Origin of the sequence: Moorena sp. SIO4A1, from assembly GCF_010672065.1 — a bacterium.
In the GTDB taxonomy this organism is placed as follows: domain Bacteria; phylum Cyanobacteriota; class Cyanobacteriia; order Cyanobacteriales; family Coleofasciculaceae; genus Moorena.
Genome location: NZ_JAAHHX010000029.1, coordinates 1 through 17,062, shown reverse-complemented (window position 1 = coordinate 17,062; position 17,062 = coordinate 1). Strand labels below are relative to the sequence as shown.

The following is a 17,062-nucleotide window of genomic DNA, read 5'->3' as shown; positions in this document are numbered from 1 at the left end:
CTCTATATCTCTAGTGGCAAACGCCATAACATTGGTAATTGGGGGTTAAAAGGAATAAACTCTTCCCCAGTTACCTGTTCCTGAACCCTATAGGGGATTCGGTTTTCCTGGAAATCTATTACTAAAAATTATTAATAAGCAAACGTTGAGTTATCGATCATGGACGATAAAAACAATCCGGATAGCCAACAGAACCCTTCCCAAAAGTCGGGAAATTGGAAATTTACGTTTTTAGGGGGAATGTCCCAAACTGGGCCTTCAGACGATAACCAGGCAAAACTGCCCCAGACGTTTGCTAATCAAGAATCATTTCCGTTAGCCCTGTCTCAGGTTGGCGATCGCGTCCAGATTCTTGGCTTCAAAACCCAAAAGATGGTCAATCAATTCCACACCAGAGGGTTGACCCCAGGAGCAGAACTTCAGGTGATCAGCCGTACTTCTAGTGGTTCAGTGATGTTGCTGTGCAAGATTATTACATTGGCTTAGGGTCAGCTATGGCTAACCAAATCCTAGTGACTGACTCAGAGCATTGAAGATTACTGCTGTCGGACTTACAGCAAAAACCCGCTTTCTTCAAGTAATTACACCGATTTCAGCTTTTGATTTATAGCGATGCAGCAAGGGAACAGGGGGTCCCCTCCATGAGCGACTGCATCAAGACAACCAGAAACCAGGTTTTATCTGAAGTCACCCCATCAGTGGACTGCCGTGATGATGGACCAAATACCAAGAGCCAGCCATAAGCTCAAACATATTGGTTGCTATGGATTCTGCCTCAATCCTTCTACCCTTGCTCACTTGCAACACTTTTTCTAGCACAACAACGTAGGCAATAGTTTCCCTGACTTCAGTAGCAATAATCTCTGGTTCAATTTCCAGGTATTGGGTATTCTTGAATATCATTTCCCAAGATGAGCTAATCTCCCGCCAACCTTTGATTACATCACGTCCGGGGTGAATACAAAGACTACCAGTGCCTTGAGACCAGACCTTACTCATGGCTTCAATGTCCTTTTTCTCAAAAGCTCGATAAAACGCTGTGTTGGCGGCTAATACGTCTGTGCGATCGCTACTCATAGTTTTTTGTTGACTTTCACAATTGTGAATAGCTTTAATTATATATAGTTAAATCGAATTAATCACATCTAAGCAGTCAGTGGTCAGCCGTCAGCCGTCAGCCGTCAGCCGTCAGCCGTCAGCCGTCAGCCGTCAGCCGTCAGCCGTCAGCCGTTGGCACCTCAAGTATCGTGGCACAGGCTTCGACGCTGTGACCTAACCCATAGCGCATAAGCTGTTCAAGTACCGTGCGCTATGGGCATAAACTCATAGCTAATAGCTGACCGCTGATAGCTGATAGCTGATAGCTGATAGCTGATAGCTGAAAGCTGATAGCTGATAGCTGATTGCTTACGGATTGCGCTCTTGGAGCCGTATCATAAATATGGGTGAGATTATGTTAATGGTGGCATGGAAACAATTTGGGAACTCGATTTTTACTCCCGCCCAATTTTGGACGACAATCAGAAAAAACTTTGGGAAGTCTTAATATGCGAGAGTCCTTTGGACATCAATCTCTCACCTGAGACACTGTTTCAATACGCCAGTTGGTGTCCCAACCAGCAGGTGAATTCAATTTGGTTGGGGCAGGCTTTGGCAGATGCGATCGCAAAAGCTCAACAGCCACCAACCAAGATTCGCTTCTTTCGGCGTCAGATGAACAATATGATTACCAAAGCCTGTAATGAGCTGAATATTCCAGCTCAACCCAGCCGTCGCACCTATGCTTTGGAGCGATGGTTAAAACAAAGGATAGAGGACTTTTATCCCAATCAACCGGGCTATGACCCCGCAGCCGCTGCTTCCTCATTTGTCCGTTATCAATCCCCCATCCCGAAACCATTACCCGATGCCTTGCAGGGACAGAAGTGGGCAGTTGTAAGTCTACAAGCCGCTGCCTTTGAGGAAATGAATGAGTGGGAGATTGACTTTGGTGAAGCTTTCCCGGTCTCGATCATGGACATTGCCCCAGAAACGCCCATTCCCGGTCTGATTATATTTTCCCAACGAGCTAAACCCCTAGCGGCATGGATGTCAGGTTTGGAGCTATCCTTTGTCAGACTTGACACTAGCGATGATACGCCAAAGTTCTTACTGGAAACTGGTGCCAATGATAGCTGGATTATCGCTAACCTGACCAAACCCCAAATTCTGGCAGAGGCAAAAAGCTTTGAAGAAGCAAAGCAGAAAGCTAATCTTGTCCATTTTCTGGCCGTACAATCGAGTCCAACCTCAGAACGGTTTGCCGGATTTTGGCTATGCCGGGAGTTATAAGACAAGGCAAAAGGCAACAGGCAAAAGGCAAAAGGCAAAAGGCAGAAGGCAGAAGGCAGAAGGCAGAAGCTAAAAATAAATTGTGAGTAATTTTTCTTACCTACTCCCTACTCCCTACTCCCTACTCCCTACTCCCTACTCCCTACTCCCTACTCCCTACTCCCTACTCCCTACTCCCTACTCCCTACTCCCTATTCCCTTTGCTATATGAGTGCTGAAACTATACCCCAAGAGCTGCAAGCTGAACAACTGTTAGACTTAGCAGCTAAATCAGGAGCGACTAGTGCAGAGGTTTATCAGTCGCGGACGCTTTCTCGTCCTGTGTTTTTTGAAGCTAATCGGCTCAAACAAATCGAAAGTAGTCAATCGGAAGGGACAGCGCTACGGTTATGGCGAGACGGACGTCCGGGACTAGCAGTGGGCTATGGAGCAGTGGCAGCCCAAGATTTAGTAGACCGGGCAATGGCCATGACTGCACTCAATGAACCGGAATCCATAGAACTGGCTGATGGTCCTAGCGCTAACTATTCCGACTCACCAGAAACTATACCGATAGAAGAACTAGTAGCAATCGGCTCGGATGCGATCGCATTAATTCGCGATGCCTACCCAGAAGTATTGTGTACCGCTGAGTGGGAATGGGAGTCAGAAACCACTAGCCTAATTAACTCCGAAGGATTACATTGCTCTTACACTGACACAATCCTCAGTTATTTCCTGGGGGTTGAATGGGTTAGGGGTGAAGACTTTTTAAGTGTCGGTGATGGTACAGAAATTCGATTAAGCCCATCTGAGCCCAAGGAAACCCTAAACACTAACAAAGTCCTAGAGCAAATTTTACAACGCCTCAACTGGGCAACGGAAAATGTCTCTACTCCGAGTGGTCGTGTGCCAATTTTGTTGACGTCTAAAGCAGCGGATTTGCTATGGGGCACTGTGGAAGCAGCCTTAAATGGAAAACGGGTACTTGAAAAAGCGACCCCCTGGAGTGATAGTCTAGGTCAGGTGGTTACCTCAAAAAACCTGACCCTGTTTCAACAACCCAATCCTGAATTTCCCTACAGTTGCCCCTTTGATGATGAAGGCACCCCTACCCAATCCCTAGTATTTATCAGTGAAGGGCAATTGCAACAGTTTTTTTGCGATCGCACTACCGGTCGCTTACTGGGAACTGGCACAACAGGCAATGGATTTCGCCCTAGCCTAGGCAGCTACCCAACCCCTGATCTAGTCAACTTACTGATTAAACCAGGCCAAGGGTCACTCAATGACTTAATTGGGCAATTAGACCAAGGATTAGTCATAGACCAGATTCTCGGCGGTAGTGCTGGCATCTCCGGTGACTTTTCCGTCAATGTTGAGTTAGGGTATCGAGTCCAACAAGGCAATATTATTGGTAGAGTCAAAGACACCATGGTAGCTGGGAATGTCTACAATACCCTTAAACAGTTAGTAGTACTAGGTGATGATGCTGACTGGCAGGATAGCATCTATACACCCTCTCTAATTGTGGAAGGACTATCGGTAACCTCTAGTCATTAGTGGGTTAGTTGTAACTAGAGAAATTATCCTGGTATTTAGAAAGTACCTAGGAATAATCACTAATGAAAATTAACCAATGATCAATCAATGATCAATCCCATTACCCAATGGCTGATCCCCAAAAGAAGTCTTGCCCTTGCCGAAGCCTGTCTGATTGGATTGGTCTCAGGACTCTCAGCAGTATTACTCAAACACAGTATTGGCTGGTTAGGGAGTTGGCGGCTTCAAGCATCTGTGATCCTACCCCCTAGCTTTGCCCTACCTGCTTTTGGACTCTGCTTAGGATTACTGTGCGGATTCCTGATTGAGTTTCTAGCATCAGAGGCAACAGGTAGTGGCGTACCTCAGATTAAAGGTGCCCTTGCTCGGTTTCCTATCGCGATGAATTTACGGGTGGCTGCGGTCAAGTTGGTCAGTACGATCCTATCTCTGGCGGCGGGAATGACCATGGGACGGCAAGGCCCAACGGTTCATATTGGAGCAGCTTTGGCAGCTCAATTGACTCGTTGGGTACCCACCTCTCCTGATCACCGACGTCAAATGATTGCTGCTGGGGCTGGGGCTGGATTAGCCGCTGGGTTTAATGCTCCCCTGGCTAGTGTAGCCTTTATCTTTGAGGAACTGTTACCAGATTTATCTAGTATAACTCTGGGTAGTGCTATTATAGCATCCTTTATTGGTGCGGTGGTTTCCCGGCTCTTGGGTGGAGGTACCCTAGAGCTGAATCTGAAACTAAGCAACTTTTCCAGCACCTTTGACGCTCGTGAGATTCCCTTCTATTTATTGTTGGGGGTGTTGGCTGGATTGCTAGCAGCTTTGTTTAATCAGGGAATTCTGGCCAGTCTGAATTTTTACGACCGCCTTAAGCTCAGATTACCATTGCGGATTGGTATAGCTGGGATGCTTGGTGGGTGTATTGTAGCACTGCTACCGGAGCAGTTCCATAACAACAGTGGTTTGCGGGAGTTGTTGCTCAGTGGTAATGTCGGCTGGAAATTTACCAGTCTCGCTTTTGTAGTCTACTTCTTACTAACCATAATTGCCTATGGTTCTGGAGCACCAGGGGGGTTGTTTCATCCGTCCCTAGTTTTGGGTTCCGCATTAGGCTATTTAGTCGGTATCGGTGAGTATCATGTGCTCGAATTAGGTTATCCGATTACCTACGCCTTGGCAGGGATGGGAGCATTTTTTAGTGCGGTTTCCAAGGTACCGATCACAGCGATTGTGATCGTGTTTGAGATGACAACGGACTTTAATTTAGTCCTACCGTTAATGATCACCTGTGTGGTTTCCTACCTAGTTGCCGATCAATTAGCCAAAGGGTCTCTCTATCAACGTTTGTTGGAGAGGAAAGGCTACAGCTTGCCTCAAGTAAAGGTGGATAAAAGAACCTTAGCTGGTTTGAAAGCATCTGACATTATGCAGCGCCGGGTAGAAACCCTAGGGAGTCAGATGACCTTAGAGCAAGCCATTCAGACCTTTAGTAACTCTAGTCATCGCGGCTTTCCAGTAGTTGCTCAGGGTAAATTGGTCGGGATAATTACTCAAGAAGATATTGCCAAAAATCGAGACCAACTGCCTGGAAACACCCCTATAAAAGAGGTGATGACTCCACAACCGATAACAGTTAGACACAATGATACCTTAAGCCACGTTCTCTACATTCTTAATCGTTATAAACTCAATCGGTTACCTGTTCTAGAAAACAGGAAGTTAGTTGGAATCATTACCTTTAGTGATATTATTCGTGCCGAAGCTAACCAACTTAGTGGGGAAAAAGAGCAACTAGGACCAAGTCCTGATCCGTCCTATGGCGTCTATTATACTCGGGCTCCAGCTACCGGCAGTGGACGGATGTTGGTTCCCTTAGCTAATCCCCAATCAGCACCAGTATTGTTGGAAATAGCTGCTGCTATTGGCCGCGATCGCGACTATGAAATCGAGTGTTTGCAGGTAATACCCATCTCTCGCAGCAGTAGTCCTGCTCAGACAGCAGTTGATACTACCAAAAGTCGCCGATTGCTACGGAAAGCTGAAAGGCTAGGGCGACGCTTGGAAATGCCAGTTCACACCCAAATCCGGATATCCCACGATACCGCTCAAGCAATTCTAGAAACGATTAAACAACGACATATTAATCTGATTTTGATGGGATGGAAAGGAGCACCATCTAATAGTCCTAATCAGATTTTTGGTAATATTATCGATACCTTGATTCGACAAGCTCCCTGTGATTTAGTCTTGCTGAAATTACCCCAAGGCAAGGAAGTAGTAGAAGATGTTAAATCTACTAAGTACGGTTCACTAGCTAAGACCTGGAAGCATTGGTTAATCCCCATTGCTGGTGGACCCAATTCCAGGCGTGCCCTACAATTAATTCCGATACTAGCAACCCTTGCTAAAGCAGAGAAAATCGTAGTAACTCAGGTTTTTAACCCTCAAGCTGGGGAACCTGTAATGACTAGCTTGGAAAAAGCTACCTATTTCCTCAAACAGCAACTCAAAGGTATTAGTAATGTGGCATCAATTCCAATCCGTTCCTATTCTGTTTCTGATGCTTTAATTCGTTTAGCCAAGGCTCACAAGTATGATGTAGTCGTGATCGGAGCTAGTCGAGAGGGATTATTGGAGCAGGCGATCCATGGCAATATTCCAGAAGCGATCGCACGGGGTGTTGACAGTACTGTGATTTTAGTTAGGGAAGCGCTTCATTAATTAGGGAATCGGGAGTCGGGAGTCGGGAGTCGGGAGTCGGGAGTCGGGAGTCGCGTAGGGTGCGTTAGGGGCGGGCTGGCACTAATTTTCCGTCTCTTCGCGCCTTGTTGGAACAGCCCGCCCCGTAACGCACCACTGGGTCAAACTATCAGCTATCAGCTTATGCGCTACGCGCACGCTACGCGAACAACTAAAGGCTGATTGCTGACCGCTGACCGCTGACCACTAACCGCTAAAAACTGACATTTTATAATTCTATGTTCCAATTTCAGCTATCAATTAAACCAGTAACCATGCTAACCCTTGAATTGTAAATAATTATTACAAAATTTACAAATTGCCTTGACTTTTTTTTGTTTTAGGTTGATAATAAAGTTACCCAATGGTTATACTATAATCATGAAAAAAAAGCCGCGCTTTCTGCCGAGCAAGCGCCAAGCGCGGCTTTCTACCCAATTACAATTGAGGTAATTCTATAATAATGCGAAAAAAACGATTTGTTTATCTTCCCATCGATTACCACGAAGCGATAGAGCGTCTTGAGCAGCTTGCACAGCTTGAACAGAGGGAGTCTCAGGAGGAAAATTCCTATCCCTATCCCATCACCGAGCGCGAGCAAATCCTAATCCGACTGTACAGTTACTGCCAATTCGGTATGACACCGCAACAGTTCTACCAGAAGTGGGACTTGACGAGGGAAGATATGGCCTTGATCTGCTCCTGTTCCGTTCAAACCGTTAACGGCTGGTTTAGCACCAGTCGTCGCTGTTACCCTCCGACTGCTGGTCACTTGCGCCATCTGGCCATCATGGATTTCTTGCTTGAAGATTTTGAAACAATTCCTAAACCGTTATTGGAGCGATTGTGCTCGAAGGAGGTCAGAATTTAGAATTTAGAATGAAGAATTTAGAATTAAAAATGAAGAATGCAGAATGGTGAATGAAGAATGAAGAATTAAGAATGAAGAAAACATAATTATACATTATACGTTCCCAATTCTAAATTTTCAATTCCCAATTCCCAATTCTAAATTTCCAATTCTAAATTCTACATTCTATAGCAATTCTGTTTCCCATGAGGTACCAATGGATCCCCCTAAATCCCCCTTAAAAAGGGGGACTTTGAGGTTGCTCACTGTACCTCATACATGCAATAAACGCTATAAATTATACATTCCCAATTCTAACTTCTAACTTCTAACTTCTAACTTCTAACTTCTAAAATATGCTTTTCCCCTTGCCAGATAAATACATTGACCTGCTCACGGATTTCGGCTTTAAGCGCGTCTTTGGCACTGAGCCCAACAAGGCACTGTTGATCGATTTCTTGAATACGCTGTTGCCTCCCCACCATCAGATTCAGGATGTTACCATTAAGAATCCCGAGTTTTTGGGTAATACTTTAGTGGATAGAAGAGCGATTTTTGATATTTATTGTCAGAGCACAACCGGTGAACGCTTCATTGTGGAAATGCAAAAGGCAAAACAAAATTTCTTCAAAGACCGCAGTGTTTACTATTCCACTTTCCCCATCCAAGAACAGGCGCAACAGGGAGATTGGAATTATCAGCTAACCGCAGTCTACACCGTTGGTATTCTGGATTTTATTTTTAATGACCATAAGCAGGATTCAGAATTGTTGCATGTGGTAGAGCTAAAAAACCAGCGGTGTGAAGTGTTCTACGATAAGTTGAAATTCATCTATGTGGAGCTACCAAAATTTACTAAATCTGTTGATCAACTAGAAACCCATTTTGACAAGTGGTTATTTTTATTCAGGCATCTTGCCCAATGTAATGCTCCCCCTGAACCCTTGCAAGAGGATGTGTTTGCCCAGCTGTTTGAAGTAGCCGAGATTGCCAACTTTTCTTCTGAAGAGCAAGCCCTGTATCAGGATAGCCTCAAGGTCTATCGGGATATGTATAGTGTTACTCAAACCTTGATTCAAGAAAGTCTCGAACAAGGTAGACAACAAGGTATAGAACAGGTTGCTAAACAGATGAAGGCAGCAGGATTACCCCTGAAGGATATTGCTCAATATACGGGGTTGAGTGTGGATGAGATTAATCAGTTGTCGTAAGAATGCACCCCCCGTAACGAACCACTGTATCTATTCTTTTCTTAATTTTTCTAATTGGTCCTTAGCAAACTTCCGCAGTTTAGGATCAGGGTCATGCTCTGCTCTATCTTGCAATAAGGATCGGGTTTGGGAATGGTTAGGATAATATTTCAGGATGGCCTCAAGAGCTATTTTTCGAGGATTGTATGTCCTTTGTCCCTTATGCTCAAAGGGGTCATGGAGAGTGCGATCGCATAAAAATTCCCATAACCAAGGCTGGTCTTGCCCACCTTCAGCTAACTGTTCAAATGAATAGTTATAACAGCGAGCCCATTCTTCAAGTAGGGGTAAGATATATGGGTGGTCTTTCCAACCTTGAGCTAACTGTTTAATTGTTGTAGCTCGCACCCTCGAATCAGGATCAGAGCAAGCCCATTCTTCAAGTAGCACTAAGGTATCGCGATGGTCTTGCCAACCTTGAATTAACTGTTTAATTAAGGTATGGTGATGGTCTGGCCAACCTTGAATTAACTGTTTAATTACTTTATCTCGCATCTTCCAATCAGTATCAGAGCGAGCCCATTCTTGAAGTAGGGTTATGGTATCGCGATGGTCTTGCCAACCTTGAGTTAACTGTTCTAGTACTTTAAGTCGCACCCTCGAATTGAGATCACAACGAGCAGATTGTTGAAGTAGGCGTAAGGCATATCGATGGTATTGCCAAGCTTGAGCTAACTGTTCAATTGCTTCACCTCGCACCGACGAATCAGTATCAGAGCGAGCCGATTGCTGAAGTAGGCATAAAGTATCGCGATGGTCTTTGTAACCTCGAGCTAACTGTTCAATTGCTGTACCTCGCACCAACGAATCAGTATCAGAGCGAGCCCATTCTTGAAGTAGGGGTAAAGTATCTGGGTGGTCTTTGTAACCTTGAGCTAACTGTACAATTGCTTTAACTCGCACCCTCGAATCAGTATCAGAGCGAGCCGATTCTTGAAGTAGGGCTAAGGTATCGCGATGGTCTTTGTAACCTTGAGCTAACTGTTCAATTGCTCTACGTCGCACATCCGAATCAAGCTCAAAGTGAGCCGATTTTTGAAGTAGGGGTAAGGTATCTGGGTGGTTAGGATAGTATTTGAGGATGGCATTAAGGGCTACTTCTCGAGGATTGGTCTCCCAGTCTTCCTTACGCTCAAAAGGATCATTGACAGTGCGATCGCATAAAAATTCCCATAACCAAGGCTGATCGTGCCAACCTTGAGCTAACTGTTCAATTGCTGTACCTCGCACCCTCGAATCAGTATCAGAGCGAGCCGATTCTTGAAGTATAGGTAAAGTATCTCGGTGGTCTTGCCAACCTTGAGCTAACTGTTCAATTGCTGTACCTCGCACCTTCGAATCAGTATCAAAGCTAGCCGATTGTTGAAGTAGGGGTAAGGTATCTCGGTGGTCTTGCCAACCTTGAGCTAACTGTTCAATTGCTGTACCTCGCACCTTCGAATCAGTATCAAAGCTAGCCCATTTTTGAAGTATAGCTAAGGTATCTGGGTGGTCTTTGTAACCTTGAGCTAACTGTTTAATTGCTATAGCTCGCACATCCGAATCAGTATCAGAGCGAGCCGATTTTTGAAGTATAGCTAAGGTATCTGGGTGGTCTTTGTAACCTTGAGCTAACTGTTCAATTGCTGTAACTCGCACATCTAAATAAGTATTAGAGCGAGCCCATTCTTGAAGTAGCGCTAAGGTATCTGGCTGGTCTTTGTAACCTTGAGCTAACTGTTCAATTGCTTTACGTCGCACCCTCGAATCAGTATCAGAGCGAGCCGATGCTTGAAGTAGAGCTAAGGTATCTGGGTGCTTAGGATAATATTTGAGGGTGGCATTAAGGGCTATTTGTCGAGGATTTTCTATCCAGCTTTGCTTACGCTCAAAAGGATCATTGACAGTGCGATCGCATAAAAATTTCAATAACCAAGGCTGATCGTGCCAACGTTCAGCTAACTGCTCAATTGCTGTACCTCGCACCCTCGAATCAGTATCAGAGCGAGCCCATTTTTGAAGTAGGCGTAAAGCATCTGGGTGGTCTGGCCAACCTTGAGCTAAGTTTACAATTGCTGTACTTCGCACCTGCCAATCAGTATCACAACGAGCCGATTCTTGAAGTAGAGCTAAGGTATCTCGGTCGTCTTTGTAACCTTGAGCTAACTGTTCAATTGCTTTACGTCGCACCTCCCAATCAGTATCAGAGCGAGCCGATTCTTGAAGTAGGGCTAAGGTATCTCGGTCGTCTTTATAACCTTGAGCTAACTGTTCAATTGCTTTACGTCGCACATCCGAATCAAGCTCAAAGTGAGCCGATTCTTGAAGTAGGGCTAAGGTATCTCGGTGGTCTTTGTAACCTTGAGCTAACTGTTCAATTGCTATACATCGCACCCTCGAATCAGTATCAGAGCGAGCCCATTTTTGAAGTAGGGCTAAGGTATCTCGAGGGTCTTGCCAATGGGTGGCTATTGCTACAACAGCTTTGCTGCGAATATCATCGCATGATAATTCATGGAGAAAGACTTTAGTGCGAATATCCTTGACCAAGATTCCCCTAACTCCATCCCGGTAATAAGAATACTTTCGAGCATTATCAATTAAGTCTTTGAAGCAATTCAGTAATCGAGTATCCGTTGATTTAATCTCATAGCGATTCCTAACTTCAGACAAACAATCCCCTGCCAAAAATAAATTACCAAACTTATCCTCTTCTCCATCTTGTGCCATCAAATACTCAATAATCTCTCCCGCTTTCTTAGAATCAACCATGCCCACAATCAACCTCAGCACTTCATGCCAAGATTCATCCCGCCAGTGTTTACCAAATACTTCGGTTTGTAAGTGTTCTAGGGAAATCTCCTGTTTTTTCTCAAATTTCCTGACAAATTCCCAAGCACAGAAATATTCCAAAAATGTCCGATGCACAAAGGCGTAGTAATCTTCTCCCATGAAACACAAAATAAAATTGCGGGTGCGCAACTGATTAATCATTACCTTAGCAACGGCTCTGGGATTAGTAACGTCTCGTAATTTCAGCTCCTCTTTGATAATCCGTTCTAAATCTTCGCCACTAATCAGATTTCCCGCTAACCCCGCTTGATTACCCTGCATGAAATATGCCACTTTTCCTAGCATCTGTTGCTTATCTTGATAATCAATAGTCTTGGGGTCAAGACGATTATCTTCTAGTAATGCTCGTTCCACATCCCATTGATGGAGCAGTAATCGAGACGATTGGTTATAGAGTTCAGAGCGGTCACGAGGCAATTCTTGATTGCGATTCAGGATTGCCATCATCGTTAGTAATAGGGGATTTCCCGCCAGTTGTCGAATCGGGGAGGATGTCTCAATTGCTTTTTGTAAGCGCTCCCGTTTCCTAACTTTATCCCCTTGATCAGTAAAGGTTAATTCATGCCACTGGTAGATAAACGTTTCAATTTGTTCCGACTCCAAGTCTTGGAGCATAACATGACTAAATTCAGCATCCCTTAGCCGTTGGGGTTTATAACCAATTACCCGAGATGTAACAATTACTCTTACTTTAGGATACTGATTCGTAAAGCGATGAATATCCGTAATAACATCCTCTCGTTTCCCTGGCTCAAACACTTCATCCAAGCCATCAAACATCACTAACACCTTACCATCTTTTAACTGCTGATCAAGGTCATGTTGATTCAGATGACATATCGCTCCACTACTTTGATGGCAGAATTCCAAAAAGTTATTACATTGTCCACTATCGCGATTCCGGATATAAGTGCGTAATTCAATCAGTAAGGGAATTAGTAGAAAACTCTCAGTAGTTAGATCGGTTCTTGCCCACTCCAATGCTAAATATTGCAGCAAGGTAGATTTACCAGAGCCTGGGTCTCCTAAAACCACCAAATAGCGATAGCCTTGAGAGTCTTTAATCACATCCAATACGGATTTTATCGGCTGTTGATAATAACGCTTTTTAGCTCGTTGCAACTCCTCTTGGTCAATTTCCTTGTCTAGTTGACCACTCTCTAGCAGTTTTTGATAATAATCCTTAGGCAGTTCATGAATCGCCTCCGGCATCAGGTCATGAACCTCTCGCACATTTTGTGGGATAAATATCCTCCAGAGTTTTAGTTGATTATATGCACAGCCACTAGTATCTAAACTATCCAATTTGACATTACCGTAGCTCTCTAGGAGTGCTTCCTGATATTCCCTTAAGTCAAAATCTGGGGTAATTCCTGCTTTCGTATTTTCTGCGATCGCTTCCAAGGTTTGGGAATCCCGGATAGGCCGTAAATCATCGGATTCCCGAATAATCGTTTTTACTTCCTTGAGATACCGTTTACCAATATAGTGCCAATCAAATCCTTCCGGTAATGGGAATAAGTCAAGCTCAATCCAAGTCTTATCTAATTTTTCGGTATCTATTCGTTTACAGCCATACTTAAACGCACTGCCCAGGATAGCTTTAATGGATTTATGTTTAATATACTGCTTGAGGGGTTTAGTATACTGTTTTACGTCTTGCTTAGATAAATCAGCATCTTCTAATTCTTCTTCCACTAAAGCCATAAATTCTTTTAAAGCTTTACCGAAGAGTTTTTTCTGGGTATTTTGATCGGATAGTCCGGTATACTCTTTGATAGACTCTTTGAAAAACTCTTTAGTGTAGTCTTCTAGAGCCTCTTTGGCCAAGGGACCAATTACTTCCTTGGCGAGATAGCCACCGGCACTATAAATTCCCCAAATTGCTAACCAATCCAGCATCTTATTGGTAGTTGTTTTTTGGTTTATTTATCATTATAGAGCAAAGGGAGTAGGGAGTAGGGAGTAGGGAGTAGGGAACAGCGGATCTGGGAACAGGGAATCGGGAGTCGGGAGTCGGGAATCGGGAGTCGGGAGTCGGGAGTCGGGAATCGGGAGTCGGGAATCGGGAGTCGGAACAGCGTTTTTCATAAGTATGAGGTACACAGGATTTTTTTCCTGTTCCCTGATCCGAAGTTCCCTGATCCGAAGTTCCCTGATCCGAAGTTCCCTACTCCCTACTCCCTGTTCCCTACTCCCTACTCCCTTGCTAAAATCAAAGTCATCAGTCGGAAAAATTGAGGTAATTTCATGTCACTTGCCAAACCCTCATTTAAAAAAGTTATTCTCCCTCATCCGGCCAAAGAAACCCTGCCCACCATGTATGATTTACCCAGTGAAGATCCGGAGGAGCCGGGTTTGCCTGACGAATTTCATATTTGGCAGCCACAACTGTGTAGTGAGACCTTTCGTCCTCCCAATTATCAGAGCGAAAGGGTGTTTGTGGCCAGTGACTTAAACTTATATTATGACCCCAACCATACCGCTTGGTACAAACGACCGGATTGGTTTGCGGTAGTAGGGATTTCCCGACTCTACCAAGGACGAGAGCTTAGAATGAGTTATGTGATCTGGCAAGAAGAGGTCAGACCAATTGTGGCGATAGAGTTGCTCTCTGCCAGCACCAGAGATCAAGACCTTGGTTACAGTGAACGAACGGGAAAACCACCCACCAAATGGGAAGTGTACGAGCAGATTTTAGCTATTCCCTACTATGTCACCTTCGACCGAGTCAGCAATGAATTGCGAATTTTTAAGTTAGATGGCAGGAGCTATCAGCTCCAAACCATAGACAATGCCCAATTTTGGATCCCTGAGTTGCAATTGGGTATAGGGCTATGGCTTGGTCAATATCGAGGCTTGAATCGGTTGTGGCTACGTTGGTATGATCAAGATGGGAATTGGATTCCCACTGAGGCTGAACGAACCGAACTTCAACGGCAACGAGCCGAACTTGAACGGCAACGAGCTGAACATGAACGCCAACAGAAGGAACTGGCTCAACAACGAGCTGAACAACTCGCAGAACGGTTACGACAGATGGGTATTAATCCCGATGAAATTTAACCCCTGTCTGAGTTTTTCTGAAAGCTATCAGCGAACAGCGATTAGCGCTACGCGCACGCTACGCGAACAGCGAACAGCGATTAGCGCTACGCGCACGCTACACCGAACAGCTAAAGGCTGACCGCTGACCGCTGACCGCTGACCGCTCAAGGATTATTGGGGATGTGATCGATTTGGGCGTAGCCACTGAAAACTAGCTTTTTCCCTTGGGTCTCTAGACGATTGATGCGCATAGTAACACCATCCAGGTTGAAGCGGTCTAGATCCACCATATTGTTCAAGATCTCATCCAGGGCTACTGTCAAAGTTCTAGATATCTCTTGTAACGACTCTGGTATTTCATTAGGTTGAAACTGGGAGTCTTTAAACAAAATCCGCCGTCGTCGCTCTACTCCGATGGTAGATGTCATACTAATCGGTACTATGCCGTAATTAGGTAGGTCAGCCTTAGCAAATAACCGTAGACCATTGTTCGGTTGCAGCTGCACTTGCACCTCAGTAAAGGAAACCGGAGCACCACCAGATAGTGCGGTTAACCCTGGTGTAGAAAGGTTTTCCAGCCGCTTTCTAACTAGTTGTGCTTTAAAGGATTGGTTGATGTCAGCTTCAGTAAGAATAACTTGAGCGATCGCTTGAGTAGGTTGTTTCAGAGAAATCTTACCCTGAAGCACTGAGCTGAAATCCAGAGAGACAGCATCGGTTTCAAAGGACATCTCCTCTGTCCGGAATTCCCGACGAATCACTAAACCACGGCCACTCATTTTGAAACTATCGATGCTACCTTGTAGCAATTTGCTAGAGGGAAAGCAGCGCACAGAAACATCTACCGATTCGCTTGTGGTAAACAGGTGGCGAATGGTCTTGCTGGCGACAGTATTCAGCAGCTGTTCACCCCAGTCGGTGCCAGAATTATTTGTACCGGTGAAGCCACCTAACATAACCATCTTGCATCCTGCGAGAGTTACTTCTATATTTGTAACAAAATGTGAAGAACTCAGCAATCGATCCTAGGGATGAAGGTTATTTGGTTATTCCCCATTGACATCCAGTCTCAGATAGGTTAGGGGGTTATTCACCTTTGGCATCCACTTTAGGGTAGGTTATTTGCTTGCTTATCAGTTAATCATTAATCAGCTGTAGTATCTCAAACCTGTTAGCTCCAGAGGTCTCGGTTGTGGGGCTTTGGTTGTAGGGCTAAAGGGGTCAGAACCCAGTCTCAACCTTTATAGCATTTGTCATAGTTATCAGATCCATTCAATTTTCTTATCCCGTCTTGATGCAGTCGCTAAATACAACAAACCTACCCCTGTCAACTGCTCCCTACTCCCTACTCCCTGCTCCCTGTTCCCATTAACCCACCGGCGTAAGTAGCTGACCCAATTAAGAACTGCTTTATAATCCTTGACCTAATTGTTTACTTTCGTAAAATGTAACTTAGTATAGTTAAGGCTTTATAATACTTGTAAAGGTTAGTCAAGAGCAAAAATTAAGCTAACGTTGCGGTCTGTAACGTAATTAATGGGATTTTTCGCATGAGTATCACCAATTCTCATTTACCGATTACCCCTTACTAAACTCAGTTACAGCAAAGACTCCAGGTCAATACAGCAACCAGAGCTTTTTTTGTTCTCCTACTTTGTCAGCACCCCGCTCGCCCATAGACGAGGCCATAACACCAATAGTTAATCCCACACCTCCGAAAGCGGGTAGGACCTAGGGCTAATCTTGCCCGAATAGCTAAAAAACTCCGTTAAAAACTTCTAGGTATACGATTATGAGCGATAGCACTGCAATCAATGAAAACGTTACCGCAGTTCAGCTAGCAGAAGCTCCAGAACAGGAAACCTCTGCCTTGGATGCAATTGCCCCTTTACCTGGAAACCGTCCCATTGCTCCTAGTGACCTTAATATTAGTGAAACACAAAGCATAATGGGACATCGACCAATTGATGCCAGTAATCTCCAGGTATTAGAAACTATATCTGTAATGGGAGACCGCCCCATCACCTCTAGCAACATTGAGGTACTCGGTATCATGAAGGTGTCTGGGGAGCGACCAATTGCTGCTAGTAATCTTCATCTTGATGAAATAGAGTACATCATGGGCAAGCGTCCCATCGCCCCAAATGATATTGATGCTGATCCACAGCTGATGGGTTATTTAGATTAAATTCAATCACCCGTCGATAAGCGCGATCGCGTAGCGTAGCCCTTCGGGCTAATCGCTCTGAGCAATTGTTTGTTCCAAAATTCCCCTGTTTTGAAACAGGGGAATTTTGGGTGTTTAGTAATAATGGAATGATTTGAATAGTTTTGTGGAACGCAATTTTTGAATTAAGAATTAAGAATTAAGAATTAAGAATTAAGAATTAAGAATTAAGAATTAAGAATTAAGAATTAAGAATTAAGAATTAAGAATTAAGAATTAAGAATTAAGAATTAAGAATTAAGAATTAAG

15 protein-coding genes are annotated in these 17,062 nt (G+C 44.4%); 11 read left to right on the top strand and 4 right to left on the bottom strand.

Going from position 1 to position 17,062, the window contains the following annotated elements:
- The first annotated feature begins 159 nt into the window (after positions 1–159).
- The gene (locus F6K53_RS19700; protein WP_293068188.1) at positions 160–486 is read left to right on the top strand and encodes a hypothetical protein; all 327 of its coding nucleotides are present in this window, start codon (positions 160–162) and stop codon (positions 484–486) included.
- 201 nt (positions 487–687) lie between these two features.
- Here the strand turns inward: F6K53_RS19700 and F6K53_RS19695 are convergent, their stop codons facing one another.
- Complete coding sequence (locus F6K53_RS19695) at positions 688–1,077, bottom strand: nuclear transport factor 2 family protein (RefSeq protein WP_293068191.1); 390 nt, start codon at positions 1,075–1,077, stop codon at positions 688–690.
- 390 nt (positions 1,078–1,467) lie between these two features.
- Between F6K53_RS19695 and F6K53_RS19690 the strand changes: the two genes are divergently transcribed.
- From F6K53_RS19690 to F6K53_RS19665, 6 genes are all read left to right on the top strand, one after another.
- On the top strand, positions 1,468–2,331 hold the full coding sequence (locus F6K53_RS19690) for a Tab2/Atab2 family RNA-binding protein (protein WP_293068194.1): 864 nt from the start codon (positions 1,468–1,470) through the stop codon (positions 2,329–2,331).
- A gap of 82 nt (positions 2,332–2,413) precedes the next feature.
- Entirely contained in the window at positions 2,414–2,542 is a 129-nt protein-coding gene (locus F6K53_RS19685) for a hypothetical protein (RefSeq protein WP_293026424.1), read from the top strand.
- Complete coding sequence (locus F6K53_RS19680) at positions 2,539–3,873, top strand: TldD/PmbA family protein (RefSeq protein ID WP_293068197.1); 1,335 nt, start codon at positions 2,539–2,541, stop codon at positions 3,871–3,873. The genes F6K53_RS19685 and F6K53_RS19680 overlap by 4 nt, the downstream gene beginning before the upstream one ends.
- A gap of 87 nt (positions 3,874–3,960) precedes the next feature.
- Positions 3,961–6,588 (top strand): chloride channel protein, encoded by a 2,628-nt coding sequence (locus F6K53_RS19675; RefSeq protein ID WP_293068200.1) that lies wholly within the window; start codon positions 3,961–3,963, stop codon positions 6,586–6,588.
- Positions 6,589–7,069: 481 nt separating this feature from the next.
- A complete protein-coding gene (locus F6K53_RS19670; protein ID WP_293081776.1) occupies positions 7,070–7,477 on the top strand; it encodes a hypothetical protein in 408 nt (135 codons plus the stop codon).
- A gap of 335 nt (positions 7,478–7,812) precedes the next feature.
- On the top strand, positions 7,813–8,667 hold the full coding sequence (locus F6K53_RS19665) for an Rpn family recombination-promoting nuclease/putative transposase (protein WP_293068206.1): 855 nt from the start codon (positions 7,813–7,815) through the stop codon (positions 8,665–8,667).
- Between the two features lie 30 nt (positions 8,668–8,697).
- Here the strand turns inward: F6K53_RS19665 and F6K53_RS19660 are convergent, their stop codons facing one another.
- Together F6K53_RS19660 and F6K53_RS19655 are read right to left on the bottom strand one after the other, a co-directional pair.
- Positions 8,698–13,440, bottom strand: a complete 4,743-nt coding sequence (locus F6K53_RS19660) for a HEAT repeat domain-containing protein (protein ID WP_293081773.1) — start codon at positions 13,438–13,440, stop codon at positions 8,698–8,700.
- A gap of 33 nt (positions 13,441–13,473) precedes the next feature.
- Positions 13,474–13,629: a hypothetical protein gene (locus F6K53_RS19655; RefSeq protein ID WP_293074276.1), complete on the bottom strand. Its 156-nt coding sequence runs from the start codon at positions 13,627–13,629 to the stop codon at positions 13,474–13,476.
- A 159-nt stretch (positions 13,630–13,788) separates the two neighbouring features.
- Between F6K53_RS19655 and F6K53_RS19650 the strand changes: the two genes are divergently transcribed.
- Entirely contained in the window at positions 13,789–14,604 is an 816-nt protein-coding gene (locus tag F6K53_RS19650; protein WP_293026436.1) for a Uma2 family endonuclease, read from the top strand.
- Positions 14,594–14,725, top strand: coding sequence for a hypothetical protein (locus F6K53_RS19645; protein WP_293046070.1), 132 nt, complete (start codon positions 14,594–14,596; stop codon positions 14,723–14,725). The genes F6K53_RS19650 and F6K53_RS19645 overlap by 11 nt, the downstream gene beginning before the upstream one ends.
- A 25-nt stretch (positions 14,726–14,750) precedes the next feature.
- On the opposite strand, the gene F6K53_RS19640 is transcribed toward F6K53_RS19645, so the two are convergent.
- Positions 14,751–15,548, bottom strand: coding sequence for a DUF2993 domain-containing protein (locus F6K53_RS19640; RefSeq protein ID WP_364306075.1), 798 nt, complete (start codon positions 15,546–15,548; stop codon positions 14,751–14,753).
- A 238-nt stretch (positions 15,549–15,786) separates the two neighbouring features.
- On the opposite strand from F6K53_RS19640, the gene F6K53_RS19635 reads away from it, so the two are divergent.
- Both F6K53_RS19635 and F6K53_RS19630 read left to right on the top strand, forming a co-directional pair.
- Positions 15,787–15,975, top strand: coding sequence for a hypothetical protein (locus F6K53_RS19635; protein WP_293026438.1), 189 nt, complete (start codon positions 15,787–15,789; stop codon positions 15,973–15,975).
- A gap of 403 nt (positions 15,976–16,378) precedes the next feature.
- Complete coding sequence (locus F6K53_RS19630) at positions 16,379–16,774, top strand: hypothetical protein (RefSeq protein WP_293026440.1); 396 nt, start codon at positions 16,379–16,381, stop codon at positions 16,772–16,774.
- Positions 16,775–17,062: the final 288 nt, after the last annotated feature.